20 protein-coding genes and 1 tRNA gene are annotated in these 18,668 nt (G+C 47.5%); 11 read left to right on the top strand and 10 right to left on the bottom strand.

Features of this window, described 5'->3' with window-relative positions:
• The first annotated feature begins 31 nt into the window (after positions 1-31).
• The gene (locus V7P87_RS01505; protein WP_333795846.1) at positions 32-934 is read left to right on the top strand and encodes a prenyltransferase; all 903 of its coding nucleotides are present in this window, start codon (positions 32-34) and stop codon (positions 932-934) included.
• A 70-nt stretch (positions 935-1,004) separates the two neighbouring features.
• Here the strand turns inward: V7P87_RS01505 and rnk are convergent, their stop codons facing one another.
• From rnk to V7P87_RS01490, 3 genes are all read right to left on the bottom strand, one after another.
• On the bottom strand, positions 1,005-1,415 hold the full coding sequence (gene rnk / locus V7P87_RS01500; protein ID WP_333795845.1) for a nucleoside diphosphate kinase regulator: 411 nt from the start codon (positions 1,413-1,415) through the stop codon (positions 1,005-1,007).
• 409 nt (positions 1,416-1,824) lie between these two features.
• Positions 1,825-3,525, bottom strand: coding sequence for a methyl-accepting chemotaxis protein (locus V7P87_RS01495; protein WP_333795844.1), 1,701 nt, complete (start codon positions 3,523-3,525; stop codon positions 1,825-1,827).
• A gap of 199 nt (positions 3,526-3,724) precedes the next feature.
• Complete coding sequence (locus tag V7P87_RS01490) at positions 3,725-4,576, bottom strand: universal stress protein (protein ID WP_333795843.1); 852 nt, start codon at positions 4,574-4,576, stop codon at positions 3,725-3,727.
• A gap of 162 nt (positions 4,577-4,738) precedes the next feature.
• On the opposite strand from V7P87_RS01490, the gene V7P87_RS01485 reads away from it, so the two are divergent.
• The 4 genes from V7P87_RS01485 to V7P87_RS01470 all read left to right on the top strand — a co-directional run bounded on the left by V7P87_RS01485 (position 4,739) and on the right by V7P87_RS01470 (position 8,409).
• Positions 4,739-5,629: a pirin family protein gene (locus V7P87_RS01485; protein ID WP_333795842.1), complete on the top strand. Its 891-nt coding sequence runs from the start codon at positions 4,739-4,741 to the stop codon at positions 5,627-5,629.
• Between the two features lie 90 nt (positions 5,630-5,719).
• The gene (locus V7P87_RS01480) at positions 5,720-5,947 is read left to right on the top strand and encodes a DUF2798 domain-containing protein (protein WP_333795841.1); all 228 of its coding nucleotides are present in this window, start codon (positions 5,720-5,722) and stop codon (positions 5,945-5,947) included.
• Positions 5,948-6,195: 248 nt separating this feature from the next.
• Positions 6,196-7,374, top strand: a complete 1,179-nt coding sequence (locus tag V7P87_RS01475; protein ID WP_333795840.1) for a GGDEF domain-containing protein — start codon at positions 6,196-6,198, stop codon at positions 7,372-7,374.
• 207 nt (positions 7,375-7,581) lie between these two features.
• Entirely contained in the window at positions 7,582-8,409 is an 828-nt protein-coding gene (locus V7P87_RS01470; RefSeq protein WP_333795839.1) for a hypothetical protein, read from the top strand.
• 102 nt (positions 8,410-8,511) lie between these two features.
• Here the strand turns inward: V7P87_RS01470 and V7P87_RS01465 are convergent, their stop codons facing one another.
• The gene (locus V7P87_RS01465; protein WP_333795838.1) at positions 8,512-9,228 is read right to left on the bottom strand and encodes a DUF445 domain-containing protein; all 717 of its coding nucleotides are present in this window, start codon (positions 9,226-9,228) and stop codon (positions 8,512-8,514) included.
• Positions 9,229-9,423: 195 nt separating this feature from the next.
• Here V7P87_RS01465 and V7P87_RS01460 point away from each other — a divergent pair, with 195 nt between their 5' ends.
• Positions 9,424-10,215, top strand: a complete 792-nt coding sequence (locus tag V7P87_RS01460; RefSeq protein WP_333795837.1) for a thioredoxin family protein — start codon at positions 9,424-9,426, stop codon at positions 10,213-10,215.
• Positions 10,216-10,288: 73 nt separating this feature from the next.
• On the opposite strand, the gene V7P87_RS01455 is transcribed toward V7P87_RS01460, so the two are convergent.
• The 3 genes from V7P87_RS01455 to V7P87_RS01445 all read right to left on the bottom strand — a co-directional run bounded on the left by V7P87_RS01455 (position 10,289) and on the right by V7P87_RS01445 (position 12,348).
• Positions 10,289-11,272 (bottom strand): alpha/beta hydrolase, encoded by a 984-nt coding sequence (locus V7P87_RS01455; RefSeq protein ID WP_333795836.1) that lies wholly within the window; start codon positions 11,270-11,272, stop codon positions 10,289-10,291.
• Between the two features lie 97 nt (positions 11,273-11,369).
• Positions 11,370-11,741, bottom strand: coding sequence for a hypothetical protein (locus V7P87_RS01450; RefSeq protein WP_333795835.1), 372 nt, complete (start codon positions 11,739-11,741; stop codon positions 11,370-11,372).
• A 205-nt stretch (positions 11,742-11,946) separates the two neighbouring features.
• Positions 11,947-12,348, bottom strand: coding sequence for a group I intron-associated PD-(D/E)XK endonuclease (locus V7P87_RS01445; RefSeq protein WP_333795834.1), 402 nt, complete (start codon positions 12,346-12,348; stop codon positions 11,947-11,949).
• A 324-nt stretch (positions 12,349-12,672) separates the two neighbouring features.
• Between V7P87_RS01445 and V7P87_RS01440 the strand changes: the two genes are divergently transcribed.
• The 5 genes from V7P87_RS01440 to V7P87_RS01420 all read left to right on the top strand — a co-directional run bounded on the left by V7P87_RS01440 (position 12,673) and on the right by V7P87_RS01420 (position 15,749).
• Complete coding sequence (locus tag V7P87_RS01440) at positions 12,673-13,017, top strand: hypothetical protein (protein WP_333795833.1); 345 nt, start codon at positions 12,673-12,675, stop codon at positions 13,015-13,017.
• Positions 13,018-13,386: 369 nt separating this feature from the next.
• Positions 13,387-14,454, top strand: a complete 1,068-nt coding sequence (locus tag V7P87_RS01435; protein ID WP_333795832.1) for a hypothetical protein — start codon at positions 13,387-13,389, stop codon at positions 14,452-14,454.
• Positions 14,455-14,534: 80 nt separating this feature from the next.
• A complete protein-coding gene (locus tag V7P87_RS01430; RefSeq protein WP_333795831.1) occupies positions 14,535-15,107 on the top strand; it encodes a hypothetical protein in 573 nt (190 codons plus the stop codon).
• On the top strand, positions 15,094-15,477 hold the full coding sequence (locus tag V7P87_RS01425) for a hypothetical protein (protein ID WP_333795830.1): 384 nt from the start codon (positions 15,094-15,096) through the stop codon (positions 15,475-15,477). The genes V7P87_RS01430 and V7P87_RS01425 overlap by 14 nt, the downstream gene beginning before the upstream one ends.
• 44 nt (positions 15,478-15,521) lie before the next feature.
• On the top strand, positions 15,522-15,749 hold the full coding sequence (locus V7P87_RS01420; RefSeq protein ID WP_333795829.1) for a hypothetical protein: 228 nt from the start codon (positions 15,522-15,524) through the stop codon (positions 15,747-15,749).
• Between the two features lie 294 nt (positions 15,750-16,043).
• On the opposite strand, the gene V7P87_RS01415 is transcribed toward V7P87_RS01420, so the two are convergent.
• The 3 genes from V7P87_RS01415 to V7P87_RS01405 form a co-directional block, all read right to left on the bottom strand.
• The gene (locus tag V7P87_RS01415; protein ID WP_333795828.1) at positions 16,044-17,135 is read right to left on the bottom strand and encodes a type I restriction endonuclease; all 1,092 of its coding nucleotides are present in this window, start codon (positions 17,133-17,135) and stop codon (positions 16,044-16,046) included.
• A gap of 289 nt (positions 17,136-17,424) precedes the next feature.
• Positions 17,425-17,501: transfer RNA gene (locus V7P87_RS01410), tRNA-Arg, on the bottom strand.
• 113 nt (positions 17,502-17,614) lie between these two features.
• The gene (locus V7P87_RS01405; protein ID WP_333795827.1) at positions 17,615-18,634 is read right to left on the bottom strand and encodes a zinc-binding alcohol dehydrogenase family protein; all 1,020 of its coding nucleotides are present in this window, start codon (positions 18,632-18,634) and stop codon (positions 17,615-17,617) included.
• Positions 18,635-18,668 lie beyond the last annotated feature (34 nt).

Raw genomic sequence — 18,668 nt, 5'->3', positions numbered from 1 at the left:
TATGGTTCAAAACACCAAAGCGGAGAGATGGATGTTCAAAGTATTGCTGGGAGTATCCCGCTGGAATTTTCTGAGTTTAACATTGCTCACCATTGCTTTGGCGGCCGTCAGAGCACGTTATCAGGGGGCAGAGATACAACAGCCGCAGCTTGGGTTGGTGCTATTGCTGGCGCTTTGTGCCCATATCAGCGTCAATGCTTTTAACGAATATTTTGACTTTCGCTCTGGTCTTGATTTGCTGACCAGTCGCACACCTTTTAGTGGTGGTAGTGGTACTTTGCCACAACAACCTGCTTATGCCGGGGCTGCGCTGCTGCTGGCACTGGTGACTTTATTGCTGGTGATTGGCATCGGGCTTTACCTGACCTGGCAACTTGGTGGCAAAGCTTTGTGGATTGGTATTCCCGGTGTGCTGCTGCTTTACGGCTATACCCAATATCTGCAGCGTTCCCCTTTGTTATGTTTATTGGCGCCTGGTGTGGGTTTTGGTGTACTGATGTTTTTAGGTGCGCTCTGGGCGTTGGGGGCGCAACTGACCGCAGGTGCTGCGGTTATCGCCGTTATTTTGCTGTTGTTGTGCAGTAACTTGTTGTTGCTGAATCAGTTTCCGGATGTAGAGGCCGATCGTCAGGTTGGCCGGCGGCATCTGCCGATAGTATGGGGATTGGCGACTAGCGCAAAGCTTTTTGCTGCTTTGTACCTGTTGGTCTATCTGTTGCTCAGTCTGGCGGTGTGGTTTGCGCTTTTGCCCTGGTTCTGCCTGAGTGTGTTGCTGACTTTGCCGGTATTTTTGCTGTTGTGGCACCGAATCAACCAAGCGTTACAGCAAAACACAGACTTAGTGCCAGCTTTGGCGCTAAATGTATTGCTGGTGCATTTATGTCCTTTATTGTTACTGCTGGCTTTATATGGGAGCAAAACCCCTGCTGTTTAGTGATATCAGGCCTGCATCTCTGCATGACGTGCATAACGTACATGACAGCCATGCAGGCCGGAGTCTTGTGTTAACGGTGTAAATCGCCTGCTTGTTCCGGCTGATAGACAATAGCCGTGATGCGGATTTTCTGCGCCGGATCAGCAGGCGTTGGCCAGGCAATTTCATCGCCAACCGCCAAACCCAAAATAGCGCTGCCTACAGGCGCCAGCACCGAAATTTTTTCGCCACTCTGATCTAGATCTTTTGGATATACCAAAGTAAGGGTCTGAGGTTGTGACGACGAACCTACACTAAAACTGACCCTGCTATTCATCGTCACCCGGTCGGGCGGCATTTCAGCAGGTTCAACGATAATGGCTCTTTCCAGTTCCTGTTCTAACAACTCGACTTCAGGGCTGTGAGGCGGTAACTGGCTCAGCAGATGCTCAAGTCTGGCAATATCAAGGCTGGATAACATAATGTCTGGTTTTGGCTGCATAACAGCTCCTTTTATCGGGGTTGATGACGTTTTTGAATCTGTGCAACCGCAAAACAACGGCGGTTGTGTGGGTTACTAATCCGGGAAATCCCTGTGCTCTTTGCTGGTGTTTTACTGTTTTTGTTTTTTATCAGTCAGCTTTTTGACTCTGACACTAAAGATAAATTCAGGCAGGCCGACGCTGCCAAAGCACCGGCTCAGGCAGGGCTGATAACTGGCAAGACAGCTGGCAATGCAGCTGAAAAGCAAACTGGAGAGAACAACAGGCCTGTGGTTGCCAAAGGGCACTCCGCTTAAGGCAGTAATTTGTATTGGCACCATAAAACATTTGGCTGCTTAAGGCAACGCTGTGGCGGGATCCGCATTACCCCAGCGCTGCCTTTGCTGCTGCGGCCCGCAGCACAACAGATTACAGCTGATAACGTGCCATTTCCTGTTGCATCTGATCAGCCATCAGTTGCAGTTGATGGCTGGCGCTGCTTAATTGCTGGCTTTGCCCGGCACTGTATTCCACCGCACTGGCAATTTTTTCCATATTGCCACTGATCATGGACGACACTGTGGCCAGTTGTTCGGTGGCGCTTGCCAGCTGGTCGTTGACATCCACAATGCTGGTAATAGCAGCGCAGATACGTTGCAGCGCAGTACCGGCTTCATCAGAGCGGTGAATAGTGCTTTGGGTATCCTGCTCGCTGGCTGCCATGGCCTGCACTGCGGTGCCGGCGCCCTGGCGGATACCTTCAATTCTTTTGCTGATATCTTCAGTGGAGCTTTGTGAACGGCTGGCCAGAGTGCGCACTTCGTCGGCTACCACGGCAAAACCCCGGCCCTGTTCACCGGCTCTGGCGGCTTCAATAGCGGCGTTGAGTGCCAGCAGATTGGTTTGTTCGGCAATAGCACGGATCACGTCGGTGACAGTGCCAACAGCTTCACCGTGGCGGTTCAGTTCGGTGATCAATTCAGCCACATCGTGCAGTTTATGGCCTAGGGTGCTGATGGCATTTTTGGTTTCCGACACCGCCTGTTCACCATGGGCGGCTTCGGCCGTGGCGTCGCGGGTGGCCTGGGCTGCAGTGGTAGCGCTACGTGCCATATCTTCACAGGTGGCCGACATCTGATGCACAGCTGTGGCCACCTGGGTGGTCTGGTGCATCACATCCTGCAGTGTGTTTTGGCTTTGGTTGCTGTGCTGCTCCAGCTCGATCGCCTGGGCCGCCAGCTGAGTTGCCAGTTTGCGTTGTTGCGCTACCATGTTGCCAAGTGAAATAGCCAGCTGTTGCAGAGCAAACAATAAACTTTGTTTGTCGGCCTGTTGCTGTGTATGAAGCCGGAAGTCGCCGGCTGCCACTTGCTGCACCATGGTCACAGCTGTGGTCACTTCACAACCCAGCAGCCTTAGAATCCAGCGCCGGATAAAAAGCGCCAGACCCACGGTCAGCAATAACAGCAGCACAATAAGGCCGCCAAGTTTCAGTGCAAAACTCTGAAACTCCTGCTCTACATCATCAATATAAATACCGGAGCCAAGCAGCCAGCCCCAGGGTTTAAAGGCGCTGACAAAAGACAATTTTAAATAAAGTTCAGTGCTGACACCGCCCGTTGCCAGTGGCTTAGGCCATTGATATTCCACAAAACCTTTATCAAAACGTTCCACTACCTGCACGGCACTGCTAAAGAGGTTGGCGTTATCAAGCGGTGCGGTAAAACTGCCATCAGTGCTACGCATTAAGGTAGCGCGGTTAAAGCTGTCTTTATTCAGTATAGTGCCGTCCAGCGCCGGTACTGTCGGGTGCATAATCATGGTGGGCAGAGGTTTGGTTAAGTCGTTGATCCAGACATATTCAGTGCCGGAATAACGCAGGGCTTTTATGGCTGCAATGGCTTGTTGTTGCGCCTGCTGCCGGTTGAGCTGGCCTTGCTGCTCCAGCTGGTGATAATGAGCCAGTAATGACTGGGCACTGTCAACAACAGCCTGCACTTTACTTTCCCGCCCCTGCATCAGGCTGTGTTGTAATGACGTTAAAGTGACAAAAATCACCAGGGCAAAACCAAAAAAAGTTAATAACGGAATTAATAACAGCCTGCCACCTACAGTGCTTAAAAATGCCATGACGCCCTCCAGCGCTATTGATTTGTGCTTTGCAGCACAATCTCCGATCCGGTTAAATCATAGCGGCTTATCATGTTTTTTCCTGTGAGCGCATCGCGGAGGCAAAAGGTAAGGCGGGCGGTACATGGCGTTGCAGGGGGCGGCATTTCAACAGCAGTAGCAAGTGTTGATGCTACTGCTGTGTGATGCTCAATCTTATTCAGCGCTCGGGTTTTACAATCAGCACATCATGATGCAGATGTTGCAGCACTTTTTCGGCAGTGTTCCCCAGCAACAAACCGGACAAACCTGTACGGCCAATACTGCCCATCACTAACAGTGAGGCTTTGAGTTTTTTGGTCAGTTGCTGAATTTCCTGCTCCACAACACCGGCCTGCAGATGGATCTGAAAATCGGTTAGTTGTTCAGCTTCGGCAAAAGCTTCCAGTTTGGCCTGTAATGCCGGCGCTGATTTTTCCAATACGGCGGCACCAGAGGTTAAATCCAGATCCTGCAACACCGGATTGACCGGCACCACCTGTACCAGATGCAAAATGGCTTCATTATGCCTGGCGATACGCCAGGCAAATTCAGCAACTTTGCGGTTGAGTTCTTGTTGCACAGCACTGTCGTTCTGTAAATCGATGGCTGCAACTACAGCTTTATGCTGGCGTTGTGGTTTGTCGCTCACCAGCAACAGCGGAATATGCAGCGCCCGGATCAGTTGCCAATCGGTTGGGGTATAAAACAGTTGTTCAGTTCTGTGGCCGGCTTTAATCACCAGATCATAATGTTGGTCGGCACATAAGTCGCGCACCCAGGTTGCTATATCGTCCTGATGCACGGCAAATACTTTATGCGGCGCTTGTGACAGCTGATGAGCCGACAAGGTTTGTTCAACCAGAGCGGCAATGGTGGCGGTGTTGCTGATGCCGGTTTTTTCGATGGTGTCCTGACTGATAAAAGCGACAAAATGAAAGCTGGCGGCACTGCCTTTCAATAAAGCGGCGGCCTTATCCAGCATGGGTGCCACATCTTTACTGAAATCCCAAATAATCAGTATCTTACGCATGTTTACCTCCTGATAATTATCCATACCCTAGCCTTTGTGGCCGCTGTGGTCAAATTTTGTGCGCTGTTATGCTCTGAGTCATAAGGTTTGGGAAAATGCGGTGAAGCCGCAAGCAGATACTGCTAAATTTAGCGCACGCCAATACAAGCTACAGGAGACACGATGCAACATCTTGATCCAGGCCATACATCTGCCATAAAGATGGTGATCCAGCCCAGAATTGCCGATTTAGGTGATTTTTCAGTACGAAGGTTATTACCGGTCAAAGAACGTAAAACCATAGGTCCCTGGATATTTTTTGATGAAATGGGACCCGCTGAGTTTGCCCCAGGCTCTGGTATTGCGGTGCGGCCCCATCCGCATATTGGACTTGCCACTGTTACTTATTTATTTCAGGGTGAAATTTTGCACCGTGATTCCTTAGGTAGTTTGCAGCTGATCCAACCCGGTGACATTAACTTGATGGTGGCGGGAAAGGGCATAGTGCATTCAGAGCGCGAGCGGCCCCAGGTGACGGCCACTGCCCATAGCCTGCATGGTTTACAGCTGTGGCTGGCGTTGCCGCTGGCCGATGAAGAAACGGAACCGGCTTTTTATCATATTCCATCGGCTCATATTCCGGCGCTGGATATAGAGGGGGTTGGGGTCAGGGTGCTGATGGGCACTGCCTATGGCGTCAGTTCTCCTGTACCGGTGTTTTCCGATACTTTGTATCTGGAAGCTTTTTTAGAACCTGGCCAGCAACTGGTATTGCCACCGGCCGCTGAGCTTGGTTTATATCTGTTGTCGGGCGAGTTACAGCTCAATGGTCAGCCGTTGCAACAGCAGGTGCTGACCTTGCTGGACACAGAGCAGCAGCTGACAGTGACGGCACAAAAAGAGGCGCGTATTGCGCTGATTGGTGGGGATGCGATAGGCCCGCGTTTTGTAAACTGGAACTTTGTGTCCAGCAGCAAAGCGCGGATTGAACAGGCCAAACAAGACTGGCAACAAGGCCGTTTTGCCAAAGTGCCCGGTGATGACCAGGAATTTATTCCGTATCCGGTGTCATAGCGGCAGTATTGAACCAAAAAAGGGTAAACTGCCGTTTTGCGGTAAAACCGCAGTGGCATTTTTGCCCGCTTTTTTGACTGGTGTATTGTTGTGATAGCTCATAAATATCAACCCATCGTTTTTGCTTTTTTTATGGCCTTGTTAATGTCTTGCCTGATGTCTCTGGTCATCAGCCTGTTTAATGTCGGGCTGGTCGACAATATCATCCAAATCTGGTTGCGAGCCTGGTTGTTTGCTTTTGTGGTGGCTTTCCCGGCTGTGATGCTGGTGGCACCGCTGGTCAGACGGCTGGTTGCTTGGGTGGTGAAACCACAATAAAGCTATTGCACCAAGGCTGTGCCGGTGCCGTTGTTGGGCTGCTCTATCCCTACAGAGATGAACATAGCAACTTAATTTTGCACAATAAACAGACAGTTTCCTGCTTTAGGAAAGTCTGTTACAGTGAGCCGCTATTTTTGCTTCCCAGTGTCTGTTGTCAGTGATCTGTAAGTCGTGCAGGTCCTGCTGCACTGATGGCGGCAAGCATGATTCAGGATGAATGCCTTTGTTGATACAGGGAGTGTGTGGTGGATTCTTTTACCTTACAAGTTGCCTCGGCGCTGGTCAGCGCCATCATGATGATCAGCTTGTTTTTGCTCTATCGCGCCAGTTCGCGTGAGATGTGTCTGCTCGACTGGAGTGCCGCTGGCCTGCTGTTTTTTCTGCGAAATTGTCTGAGTGTTGCCTATTTTGTGCCCCAGCTCACCAGTCTGGTGTCGGGTGCTATGGTGAATGCGTTATATCTGAGTGCCCACGCCGCCATTTTGGTGGGCGTGCGTCGTCATCTTGGCCTCTGGCCCGGCTGGCCGCTGGTTGGGGTTCTGGCACTGCTGGTGTTTGGCCTTAATCTTATGCCTGTGGTGCAGCAGTCGGTGGCACTGCGGCTGATGTTGCTGTTGCCGCTGGTGTTGCTGTTGTGTCTGGCCACTTTATACACTTTATGGCGGGCTCCTGATCCGCAGATGCGCACCGTGTATCTGTTAATGATGGGCATTGAACTGCTGTTTAGCCTGCAGTTACTAGTGAAGATTGTATTGGTGGCGCTGGATCCGGATATGCCGCTGACCCTGGCCGGCGATGAGTTGCTGCAAACCTCGGGTTATCTCGCCATGTCTGCTTTTATTATGTTAACAACTATGGCCTGTGCGCTGATTGTGATCCGCCGTCAGGAGCTTGAACTGCGCCGGGCTTCAGATACAGACCCACTGACCGGCTGGCTGAACCGCCGGGCTTTACAACGTATTGCCAGCCATGAATTTGCCCGCAGTGACAGGACAGGCCAGCCCTGTGCCATCTTAACCTTTGATATTGATCATTTTAAAAAAATTAACGACAGCTACGGCCATGCTGTCGGTGATGAAGCCTTGAAGCATGTCACCAGCCTGGCGCAGGACGTATTGCGCGGTTACGACTATCTGTTCCGTATTGGTGGAGAAGAGTTTGTGATCTTGCTGACCGATGTACAAAGTGCCGAACTCTGTGCCGTTGCCTCCAGACTCAGGCGCAAAGTGCTGAAACAACCCTTAGTGCATGGGCAGCTGCACATTCCAGTTACAGTGAGTGTGGGTTATGCCCAAAGGCAACTGAACGAAGACTGGCAAACCGTATTAGACAAGGCTGACCGGGCTTTGTATCACGCCAAAGAACATGGCCGCGACAGGGTTAGTTTTTACAACAGTCATCAGGAGCTGGAATGGCTGCGCTAAAGTTCAGCCTGAAGTAGTACCTGCAGCAAAGGATAAAACTTGGTGATGCAATTACAGCGGTACCTGCAAGGCACAAAAGTTTTTTATATTGCTGCGGTCCGTTTTTTGCCACAATAGCAAGCTCAGATAAAAACACAGAATAAACATCAGGATAAGTCTACATTTTGCTGTTAGATAGCAGTTGTGGCTACCGGAACAGGGATTGTCATGCGGTACTTTTGGCTTGTGGTTATGGGGTATTGGGGTTCAGCCAACGTGCTGGGTGCTGAGCGCCAGTTTAGTGTGAATAAATGTGCAGCGCTTGAAGCGGAGCGTGCGACCATTCAGGCCAAAATGCGCAAAGGTTACGACATTAGTGAATATAACTTTCTGAACGGCCGTGAGCTGAAGTTATTTCAGTTGCAAGCCCGTTATTGTGTGCATCCGGTGCCAGATGATCAGGCGGCAGAGGCTTATCTTGCGCCGCACAAAACGCAGCGGCAGCAACAAACCCAAATCCGTGATAACTTCCCGCTGATGCAAGCCAATAACGCGGTTTTTGCCGGGGCTATGGCCAAAGCCTGGGATAATTTTTATCAGATGCCAGTGCAGTGCCGGGTACATGAGCAAAGTGCTGAAGACTTTGTATTTTGTGCTGAAGATAAATGGCGCCAGCGCCAGGCTTTTTTGCAGCAATGGCAGCCACAAGGTGCTGAGCTTGCCGAACCGGCACAAAGTGCTTTAGAAAAAACCAGAACAAAGCAGTCACAACAAGCCCGCAACAGCAGCGTTTTTCCGACGACAGCCGCTGATGCTGACAGACCATCTTACCTGTCTGAGCGCAACGCGAAGCTTAATCAGGTGTCGTCACCACAATCTATGCCCAAACAAGCTGATTTGCCGGCTGAGTTTAAGCCCCAATCCAATGCTTACCGCGAGCCGGTGATGACACCACTGCAAATGAATAACTCTGCGCAACTACAACAGTTTAGTGGACTTGGCTTGGGCGCTTTAGTGATGTTTTTATGGATGAGCTGGTGGTTGTGGCGCCGTTAGCAGGCCAGCAGCTGAAAGCAATCTGCAACCAGAGTAACAAAAGTAACAAGGCAGGGCAGTCAGGCTGCAGCCCGGCCATCAGCTGCGGGTAGTTTTTGCGGTTTACACCAGAGCCGGCACTAAGCTGCTGATAAGACCAATAGCAGCACCAAATACACCCCCCCACACCACCAGCCAGCCCAGATGTTGGGCTATCAGTTGTTGCATCAGCTCTTTCACCAGTTGTGGTGTCAGTTCGTCCAGTCTGGCCTGTACCAGGGCGGCAATTTTCGGTTGCAGTTGATTGATATTTTCTGCCGAGCTTAATTGTTGTTGCAGCTGTTGTTGCACTTCGGCACTTGCGGCAAGTTCAATCAGGGAAGCACGCAGATTATCTACAAAGGGCTGTTGCAGCGGTAATAACATCTGAGCGCCACCAAACATCGCCAGCATGCCGCCTAATGACGACTTTTGCACTGTGTCGAGTAAAGCGGTAAAAGCCGGATTTAAGTCGATGCTTTCAATCACAGGTTGCAGATTTAGCTGCATCGGTTCTGTGTCTGCGGCGCTGGCGGCCAGGCGGCTGAAGTTGTCCTGGCTAAAAAACTGCTGCATTAACAGCTGGTGCAGCGCCAGTTTTAATTCGGTAAAACGGGCCGGGATCACACCAGAGCCATACAATAGCGGCACTTTTTCAAACAACATATGCACGGCGAGCCAATTGGTAATGGCGCCGGAAAAAGCAAATAAACCCATAGTCCAGAGCCAGGGCAGCTGCAACAGATAACCGCCGGCCATCGCAATCAATGCCAGCAGGTTGGTGATCATACTTTTATTCATGATATCCCCCGGGAAAAACAACGGCGGCAATTTTAGGCAGCCATGGGTGCAAGTACAAGAGGCCAAGTGCAACTGATCTGTCTGCACACTTTGGTTAAAGCTGTTGCCGGCATTAGCTTCAGAAAATTGCTGGGTTATAGTGGTTAAATTTGTCACACTGAGCTGCTATGGTTTTAGCAAAATCCGGAGTGTGATGTGTCTGTAGCGGTGTTTTTTCCCTTAAGAGCCTTAGGCAATATTCTGTTGTTATGCAGTGCCTTGTTCAGCCTGAAACTACAAAGTGCGCCAACTGCTTTTGTGTTTTTACCCGAGCAGCAGGTGCTGCAACAGCTGAGCCAGCTGGAGCAACAAGCAGTTGCTGAACAAAAACTGTTATTGCTGGTGCTGGGCGCAACCTGGTGCCATGACAGTGTGGCCTTGTTGGACAAATTTAACCAGCCGGCCATGGCCAGTGCGCTGCAGCAACGTTATCAGCTGGCTTTTGTGGATGTGGGTTATCTCGAATTTGGCGCTGCCACTATGGCACGTTATCAGCAGCCTTTGTATTACGGCACACCAACAGTGTTGATGATTAACCCCGCCAATGGCGAGCTGCTGAATAAGGCAGATCTGATGCATTGGACCAATGCTGCTTCGTTGCCCGTGACTGAATACCAGCAGTATTTTTTAACGGACAAAGTGCCGCTGCAATATGCCAAAGCGCAGCAGCAAAAAGCCGGTATAGCTGCGGCTGTACAACAACAAATAAGCGATTTTGAGCAGCAGCAGGCCAAAACCCTGGCGCAGGCTTACCTGGAACTCGGGCCTTTATTAAAAGCTTATAAAGAGTCGGGAAAACCAGCAGGCGCTGAATTTAAGCAGCGCTGGGATCAGGTAAAAGCCTTTCGCAGCAATATTTTACCGCAGGTTCATCAGCTGCAGCAGCAGGCGGCAACACTAGCCCCTGGTGAGGCACTGACATTGCCAGCGCCTGCGCCAGGCTTCTGAGCCATAGGCAGTGAAGCTAATACGGCCATTCTGACCGCAGACACAGGGCTTAGCCGCAAGCTGATCACCCGGGTTAAGGTTTTTCGGTTTGCATTTCTGCGGTTTTGGCAGTGTTGGCTGTATTGGCAGTGTGGCCCAGCAAAAACTGCAGCGGTATAGCCAGGCGTTTCGCCCAGGCTTGTTCTGAATGATCAGCCCCTTGAAAAAAGTGGCTTTGCCAGAGCGGTGCACTGTACCCCAATTGTTGCATCAGCTGGTCGACTTTGTGCTGCAGTGGCGGGTACATGGCGTCCAGAGTCTGGTCGCCATAATCAAAATAAATTTTATGTTTGCCAGGGGGCGGTAATTTGTTTTTCAGGTAGGCCAAAAAAGCCGCCGGCACAGGGTTATTGTCAGTTTGAAATACGCCGGGCCAATGGGTCGATAAACAGGCCGCGCCACCAAACACCTGCGGATATTCAGCCAAAGCATAAGCCGAAACTAATCCGCCCATACTGGAGCCCATCACAAAAGTATGGTTGCTGTCGCTATACACCGGATAATGGCGGTCGATATAAGGTTTTAGTTCAGTGACCAGAAACTTCAGATACTGATCAGAATACAGCTGACGTTGAAACAGCTTCTGGCCTGGCTGCCGCTCCAGCTGATACAGCGCTTGCTGAGTCTTGGCCGGCAAAGCCTGAAAAGGGGCTTGCGGAAAATATTCGGCATGGCGGTTCAGCCCGGCATTATGCACAGCCACCACAATAAAAGGCATGACTTTACCGGCACTTATCAGTTGTTGCGCTACTTCATCGACCCGCCATTCCTGCTTGTTCCAGCTACTGCCGGCATCAAACAACATCTGGCCGTCGTGCATATAAAGTACGGCATATTTTTGCTGCTGCGCCTTTTTGTCAAAGCCCTGGGGCAACCAGATATCGACAGTGCGTGGTGGCACCAGCGCCGATGGAAATTGTTCCAGCCGCTCTATGCTGCCGGCACTGACGTTGGGCAGCGCAGCCACACAACCACTAAAAAGTGCTGCCGCCAACCATAAAGCACTGCGTAATAACATCAGATTTGTCCCCGCTTTTGGCAAAAAGGGCAGTATAGGCGAAAAAAATTGCACTCAGGCCCGCATACGTTTGCAGTGTGAGCGCAAGTTAACATGGTCAGCGATAAGCCAGAGCCGGCCGAGGTGCTGTTGCTTCAGTGGCATGACAATACGCCAGTTGTTGCTGCGCTTGCCGGCTTAAAAAACCACCCTGGATCTGGGCAAATCCGGCTGGCATAGCAGTGACTAAATAACGCTGCAGCAACAACAGTATCAGCTGCTGATAGGCCGGCGAAGTTAGCATCTGCTGCGCGTCCTGCTGCTGATGCCAGTAGCTGACACACTGGAATTGTTGGCCCTGTTGCAAAAAGCTAACACCAAGACAACCCTGTTGTTGCTGAAAAAACTGCAGCAACCCGGTGTTGGCAAAAAACTCAAGCTCCTGTTCCTGCCCAGGTAACACTGCGGCCTGCCATAACAAAATATTCATCGTCGCCCACTCCATTTGTTCCACTTTCAAGCAGGGTAAAGCTTGCCGTTATGGTAAGATCAAGGGTGGTTTTAAAAGTTTTTTCCAGGCAGAGATGCGCAGTGAAGAAAAGTGAAAAAGCACTTGTAGGGGCTGAATTTCTGCCCCAACCGGCAAAGCCGAATGTGCTTTGTTTTGTGCCAACTTGATATTGAATGTCACAGGTTCAGATTTTGGCAAAAGCCTGAGAAAAATGCTTTTGATCTTGGCGGAACCTGATGCCTCCGGCAAATTTTAACCGTATATGATTGCGAGAAAATGGTCTAATAATGTAGCCCCATTCGCCCTGTTGTGAGAAATAGATCACATAGTCAATTTTGGTGTCGGTGTTTTTCCACTGATTTTTTACAATCACTGATTCGTCGGTTGTTTCTAACGATTTTATCTGCACCCGATAAAAAACATGACCATCGGATATAACCAAATCTGTTTTACGGCCATGGTCTAAAAATGGCTGAAAAACTTCCCAACCATCAGCCATAAGCAGACAAGCGGCGTATTGTTCAAAAGAGTGACTTTGATAGTGACGATGTTGTTCAGAGGCAAGAGCCGAAGTTTTAAGTGGCATAGTTAATCCAGAAATTAATGCCGATTGATGTGTTATGGCTACATCAAAACAGCAGAGATTACCCTATGGATGAATCTCTAAATAATTTAAGAAGCACTATACCGCCACGGAGTGTATCGAGTAGTAACGGATGCCAATCCCGAATGTTCAAATACCTTGAAACAGTTCGTTAATACTACTATCAGCCCCGACGGGGCGTGTTTCCAGTTCGTAATCAAACTAATTAAACAAAAAGCTCTCGTCAACCGTTTATTTGATATCCCCATGTAGACAGAGTTATCAACAAGCTGCTGGGGCATTCGTCAGTTTCAGCAAATTGGCGGTGTGCCTGTTACGCCTTGGCGCGAACTGCGCCGAGTAAAACAAGGTAATGAACAGGACGAGCAGTTTGAAGCGGTGCGCAGTGCAGCGGATAAAGGTGACTGGAAAAGTTACGTGCAACTAATGGGCGGCGTGTTCTGTAAGCGCAAAGACCTGTTAATCCGGCCTTATTACCATATTGAAGCAGACCAACAAACCGGCTTGATTAAAACCAGCTGGTTTGACAACCTCATTGTGTTAAAGCTTAAAGGTGTTCTGTATGCAGGTCAGGCAATTATTACCCGCCTGCACCAGTGGCGACTGGAACAGGCCTTAGGCCGCTCTTCGCCTTTACTTGGAGTTCTGTAAATAACTGTACTGATGTTTGGAAGGCATTGTGTCAAAAACAGACCTTAGTTGATATTGTGGACAAACACACAGTGTTATTTGCTGTTACCATAAAACAGCCTGCTTTAAGTAAATCAAGAGGTACATTTATTTGTTGCTGAAGAAGGAAAAAAACTCTAATTTAAAAACATTGAATGGACCAACCTAAAAATAATGGGGCAGGTTAAAGCAATAATTTGCAAGTATGCTTTTGGTCGCTGCTTGCAGTGGTCAATTTCAGTTGATTGATTTCTATTAGTAAGTTAACTATTGCTCGTCATCTGGTAAAACCAGCGAAAGTGTTCGGGCACGATATACATATGTTATATGAACACATAATTCGAGAGTCGTATGGAAGATATAGATCGATTAAATGCGGAATGGATTTCTTTAAATGCTTTTAGAGGGCTCTCTAAGATTGCATCTAATGGAGATATGGAGAAATCCACCTATGACAATGCGCTTGAGTTGGGTGGCGCACTTTATCCGGAGCTATTAGGCGACGACGTTAGTGAGTTAAAAAGAGAGCGAGTTAGTGATACGACTAAGGAATATAGGCAAAGAGCGGCCTATATGTCTATTAGAGATAATTCAACAGTCCATGCCATCGACCTCGTAAAGACTGCTATTGAGGAAGATGAAGGTCTTTTAAAAATTGCTGAAAAAGAGAAAGGAAATAAGAGCCGAGTTGATCAGTTAAAGAGGAAACTTGGTCAGCTTTACAAAGCTCGCGAGGAACTAGAGCCTCGAGAACACTCTGAGAACCAGCTCATATTTAGAGATGCATATAACGTTGAAAGAATAATACCTTGTTTGACAAAAGGCCAAGGATACCGAGATTTCAGTCTTCCAAACGACAAAATATTAAGGTTGAGAGTCCTCCATCCCGATAAAATTGAACATATTACTGGGGCTGACTTGATTTATGAAAGACATTCGCCAAGTGACGAAACTGTAGCGATCGTCGCAGTACAATACAAAATTTGGGAAAATCGAAAACTTTACCTTTCCGACGAAAGAATGCTCAACCAAATATCTAAGATGAATGAATTCTTGTGTGTTAAAGGTGTTTGCGAGTCGAATTCAAAAGAGAATGAGTATAGGTTTCCGTGCTGTTCTGCCTTTCTAAGGCCAACAGATAAGCTACAAAAGCCGGATCAAACATTCATATCCACCGGCGAGCATTTGCCGATATGTAAGATTGAGCAATGTGCCAGCAAAGGTATTAGAGGTGCAGATGTTCTTGAATACAAGAACATTAAAGATATTTCTCTATCAAGTGAAATGTTTGAGTTTCTCTTCAACAAGGGGAAGATCGGTTCTAAGGAATTGAGTTACACAGAGCTAGAAGAATTATATGGTAAATTTATAGGCGAAGCCTCAAGTCAAAGAGTTGTAGTCTATGCGCAAGAGTTTTAATCAGATAACAATCGAGTAAATTAGGTACGACGCTAACAAGCTTGCGCCTTTTAAACGCGCGTTAAAAATAAGGAGTAGAAATGGATATCACATTCCAAATTGATGATCATGAATTTGAGCAAGAACAGAAAGAGCTAATAAAGAAGACTTTAAAAATTGAAGATGGGGATATTCAAGGGGCACTAAACAAAATTGCAAAAGCGGCTCTTACAGAATATCTAACAATGCTAGTTGAAGGCGGCATGCCAAACAGAGCCGATGAGGCAAAACAAGATAGGTTACTGTATTTAATACAAAGCTATTTTGCAGCGAGTCTTCCAACCGAGTCGCAAATTTCAACAATTTTTCAGCTCACTCAAAATCAGAGCAAAACTTTACTTAAAAATACTGTTTCTCGATTTAGACATAAATTGGACGACGTACTTATGAATACAATGAAGGCTGTTGTTAAATCTGCTGAACACGTAAATGAAATGTATCTAGTCGTAATAAGTTCAGACGTTGTCAAAGATGAGTTAAATATGGTTATAACTCAGAATGAACCCACTTACAAACCCATTACCAAAAGAAAAAGCAGTGCTGGGCAATTTGAGATAAGTGAGGATTCTCACGCATTACTTTGGCGGGAGTTAGGTCTAAATGAAGCTGGGTGATATCGTTGCGGTATCAGGCTTGTTGCTTACTCTCGTAACATTTCTGTTTAACCTTGCTTGGCCAAAAATAACTGAGGCCTTAAGCCAAGATGAGTCTACATCAGGAGACAGTGCAAAAAAAAGGTGCCGAGAAAAAATCAATAAAACTCTATGTGGAACAGTACTTCCAATGTTCGTTGCATTTTTTGTACTGTTCTACATCAATCTTCCTTCAGCTGTTAAAATTATATCATCAAGCGAAATTGCACTTTGGAACTTTGATGTTGATGATACTCTGTATGTCATGGTGGTTTATGCTTTAGCCGCCTTTGTGGTTTTTAATGGTATTTTGCTGTATAAACTTTTCGTCAAACAGGGGAAATTCAAATAAATGTGTAACAAGGCCTGCGTTATGTGTTTATCAGGATTCGTTAGATGAAGTATCTTATATTTTTGTTTGTTGGGCTTTTAAATGTTCTGCTTTTTTTCTTATCTATCTCTGGAAATGATAAAATAAATAAGACAAAACAAATAGACTGGTTAGATAACCCTGAATCTAACCCTAGTCATGAGGGGGACTGGGAGGATGTTAACGGAAATAGCTACAAGAAAAACATTGATGGAAATCATTACGATAGTTCTGGTAACAAGTGGAATGAGTAATTTGATAAAAAATTTATTGAAAATGCAAATTAAAATACTATAACAAGGCATTCGAGCAGCTTGCTTCATGCTCTGGGATTGGCGTTCAAGCCCGCTTTTCGCTCCTAGCTTCCATTCGAGTTATACAACCAGATTGTTCATTTTCGGAGAATATCTAGCTTAGTGGTGTAGATTCAGTGTGTAGATAATAGTATCTTCAGCAGTAGATTTTTTAACAATAAGTTTGAAATTCGAAATTACAGATAGAATTTGAACTGGAACCAAAGCATTTACTGTGATTCCAGTTCAAAACACTCAATCGTAACTTTTCAATGTATTTTTCAAGCTATCAGCATAACTAAACAAGTCATCGACATTTTCTAATGAGAATATCTCTTCTTCTTTTTCTGTATTAAAGATTCCGACTTTAAGCTTATCAACATTGTTAAAACGGAGTCTGCATAAAGGCTTTCTGTTATTGTTGTCTAACAAGATAGCGCAGTAGCTTTGAGCGTCACGCATGGTAATTCTTTTAGGTTGAACTACATCACGGAGCATAGCCCGAACCGCATAAAATCCTTCAAGCTCTTCCGGTGTGGTAATTACTTGCGGTTCCGTTTTCTCACTAGCTGATTCATCTATTGAAATAGGCTCAGATTTACTTGCAACAATTTGCACTGGAGCCGAACCTGATTGAGTCATCGCACCTTTCAGTCGTTCATTAATTTTATCGCCAATAAGCTGATCAAATGCGCGTTTTGTGATTGTTGAAAATTGCTCTTTGAGTGCGGGAGTAAAACGCTTGGTTCCAATCAAATCAGCGGCTACCAGTTTGACAAATTCGTCAGACGGTTCGGTCATAAACTCATTAATTTTTTGATGTACGGCGCGAACGTACTTTAAGTCGTTTGCAGTGTTTAAGATGTTGTCGACATCAAAAGCTGATTTCGCAAACTTTTTAAGCTCTTCAACGTCTTTTTCTTTAAAGTCCAAAATGTTGAATTCGAAGAAAGGTTTTTCATCCATTTTGTTTGGCTGCTCGAGGTCGGTGAAAAACCGATAGACCAAGCCATTAGTTAAGACACCAAACCGAGTTTCGGTTACATGGAAGTACCTGAAAAGCTGCCCAGCATGCTTGATGTTAAGATCACCACCAGCCTTTTTGCATTCGAAAATTAGTATCGGCTTACCATCTTTTAGAATTGCATAATCAACCTTCTCGCCTTTTTTAGTACCTACGTCAGCTGTTAGCTCTGGTGTTACTTCCAATGGGTCGAAAGGGTTGTAACCTAGAATGTTAATAAAGGGCATCACCATGGCATTTTTGGTGGCCTCTTCAGTTTGAATTAGGTTTATTGTATTGGCGATACGTGACGACAAAAGCCTTAGCTGGTCAATAAAATCCATAGTTAGTCCCTGTTGTTAGTTGATGTTTCCTTACAACGTAGCAAAAGCAAAGGAAGCGTGAATTTCATCATACCCAATTTAGGTGCGGTTGGAAGCCCTATAACTAAAATGCATCCGTTGCACGTCTGAGAGGATTGGAGCAGCTGTCATTTTAGTATTTAGCTGATAAAAAGATTTAGCTCTTGGCTATTTGAGGTTTGGGAACTATAAATTTGCTATAAATCTGCTATAAAATTTTCTTTCAGGCACAAAAAAACCACTTGAGTTGCCTCTAAGTGGTTGATTTATATGGCGCACCCATCAGGATTCGAACCTGAGACCTCTGCCTCCGGAGGGCAGCGCTCTATCCAGCTGAGCTATGGGTGCGCGACGGCGGCCATTGTATTGTGCCTTGTGGCGCTTGTCCAGACGCAAAGTGGTGCAGGGCTTTGATTGTTGGCCAATTAGTCAAAAATTGAACAATCGCCATTTTCTCTGCTTTAGAAACCAGCCAACACCAGTTTGCCGATGGTTTGGCCGCTTTCCAGTTGCTGGTGGGCGCGTCTTAAATTGGCGGCGTTAATCTTGCCAAGCAGCTCACCCTGAGTGCTGTTAATTTTGCCTTGTTCCACCAGGGTGCTGAGTTGATTCAGCAGCTGATGCTGGGCAATTTGGTCTGGCGTCTGGAATAAAGAGCGGGTAAACATCAGCTCCCAGTGCAGGCTTAAACTTTTTAGTTTCAGCGGGCGGATATCGAGCGCCTCTGCCGGGTCGTCAATCAGGGCCAGTTTGCCTTGGGGGGCCAAAGCTTCAATAAATTCAGCATAATAGCGCGCAGTGTCAACCAGGCTTATTACATGGCTTACCTGCTGAATGCCAATCCGCTTGAGCTCATCGGCCAAAGGCAGCTGATGGTTAATCACATAATGTGCGCCTAAATCACGCACCCACTGCTGGCTTTGCGGCCTGGAGGCGGTGGCAATAATTGTGGCGTCTGTCAGTTCGCGTGCCAGTTGCAGCAAAATAGAACCCACACCACCGGCGGCGCCGCTTACCAGTAGCACTTTTTTTGCAAATTGCGGTGCCGGTTTATCCAGTTGCAGCCGGTCGAATAACAGCTCCCAGGCGGTAATGGCTGTGAGCGGCAGTGCCGCAGCTTCGGCAAAACTCAGATTGCTGGGTTTGCGGCCTACCAAACGTTCGTCTACCAGATGAAACTCGCTGTTGGCGCCAGGGCGGTTTAATGCGCCGGCGTAATATACTGTGTCGCCCGGTGCAAATAAAGTGACGTTTTCACCCACGGCCACCACAGTGCCGGCGGCGTCCCAGCCCAGCACTTCGGCTTTGCCGTCCACAGGTGTGCGGCGCTGGCGAATTTTATAATCCACCGGGTTGGCGGCTATGGCTTCAACTTTTACTAAAAGGTCAAAACCTGTGGCAACAGGCATAGGCAGCTCAATATCCAGCAGTGCTTCAGGGTGGTCTGCTGGTAAAGACTGATAATAACCAATGGCTTGCATAATATTTCTCCGCTGAAAAACCGGGTGTTAAGGT

It is taken from the genome of Rheinheimera sp. (assembly GCF_036782235.1).
In the GTDB taxonomy this organism is placed as follows: domain Bacteria; phylum Pseudomonadota; class Gammaproteobacteria; order Enterobacterales; family Alteromonadaceae; genus Pararheinheimera.
The sequence above is the reverse complement of the archived record's forward strand: the minus strand, read 5'-3'. Positions and strand labels throughout refer to the sequence as shown.

Bases quoted from the DNA above. Each gene is read 5' to 3' on its own strand.
- V7P87_RS01485 (WP_333795842.1), top strand. From the start codon at position 4,739: ATGCAACATCTTGATCCAGGCCATACATCTGCCATAAAGATGGTGATC.
- V7P87_RS01420 (WP_333795829.1), top strand. From the start codon at position 15,522: ATGAAGTATCTTATATTTTTGTTTGTTGGGCTTTTAAATGTTCTGCTT.
- V7P87_RS01495 (WP_333795844.1), bottom strand. From the start codon at position 3,525: ATGGCATTTTTAAGCACTGTAGGTGGCAGGCTGTTATTAATTCCGTTA.
- V7P87_RS01415 (WP_333795828.1), bottom strand. From the start codon at position 17,135: ATGGATTTTATTGACCAGCTAAGGCTTTTGTCGTCACGTATCGCCAAT.
- rnk (WP_333795845.1), bottom strand. From the start codon at position 1,415: ATGCAGCCAAAACCAGACATTATGTTATCCAGCCTTGATATTGCCAGA.
- V7P87_RS01455 (WP_333795836.1), bottom strand. From the start codon at position 11,272: ATGTTATTACGCAGTGCTTTATGGTTGGCGGCAGCACTTTTTAGTGGT.
- V7P87_RS01425 (WP_333795830.1), top strand. From the start codon at position 15,094: ATGAAGCTGGGTGATATCGTTGCGGTATCAGGCTTGTTGCTTACTCTC.
- V7P87_RS01450 (WP_333795835.1), bottom strand. From the start codon at position 11,741: ATGAATATTTTGTTATGGCAGGCCGCAGTGTTACCTGGGCAGGAACAG.
- V7P87_RS01470 (WP_333795839.1), top strand. From the start codon at position 7,582: ATGCGGTACTTTTGGCTTGTGGTTATGGGGTATTGGGGTTCAGCCAAC.
- V7P87_RS01430 (WP_333795831.1), top strand. From the start codon at position 14,535: ATGGATATCACATTCCAAATTGATGATCATGAATTTGAGCAAGAACAG.
- V7P87_RS01465 (WP_333795838.1), bottom strand. From the start codon at position 9,228: ATGAATAAAAGTATGATCACCAACCTGCTGGCATTGATTGCGATGGCC.
- V7P87_RS01405 (WP_333795827.1), bottom strand. From the start codon at position 18,634: ATGCAAGCCATTGGTTATTATCAGTCTTTACCAGCAGACCACCCTGAA.
- V7P87_RS01445 (WP_333795834.1), bottom strand. From the start codon at position 12,348: ATGCCACTTAAAACTTCGGCTCTTGCCTCTGAACAACATCGTCACTAT.
- V7P87_RS01435 (WP_333795832.1), top strand. From the start codon at position 13,387: ATGGAAGATATAGATCGATTAAATGCGGAATGGATTTCTTTAAATGCT.
- V7P87_RS01505 (WP_333795846.1), top strand. From the start codon at position 32: ATGTTCAAAGTATTGCTGGGAGTATCCCGCTGGAATTTTCTGAGTTTA.
- V7P87_RS01490 (WP_333795843.1), bottom strand. From the start codon at position 4,576: ATGCGTAAGATACTGATTATTTGGGATTTCAGTAAAGATGTGGCACCC.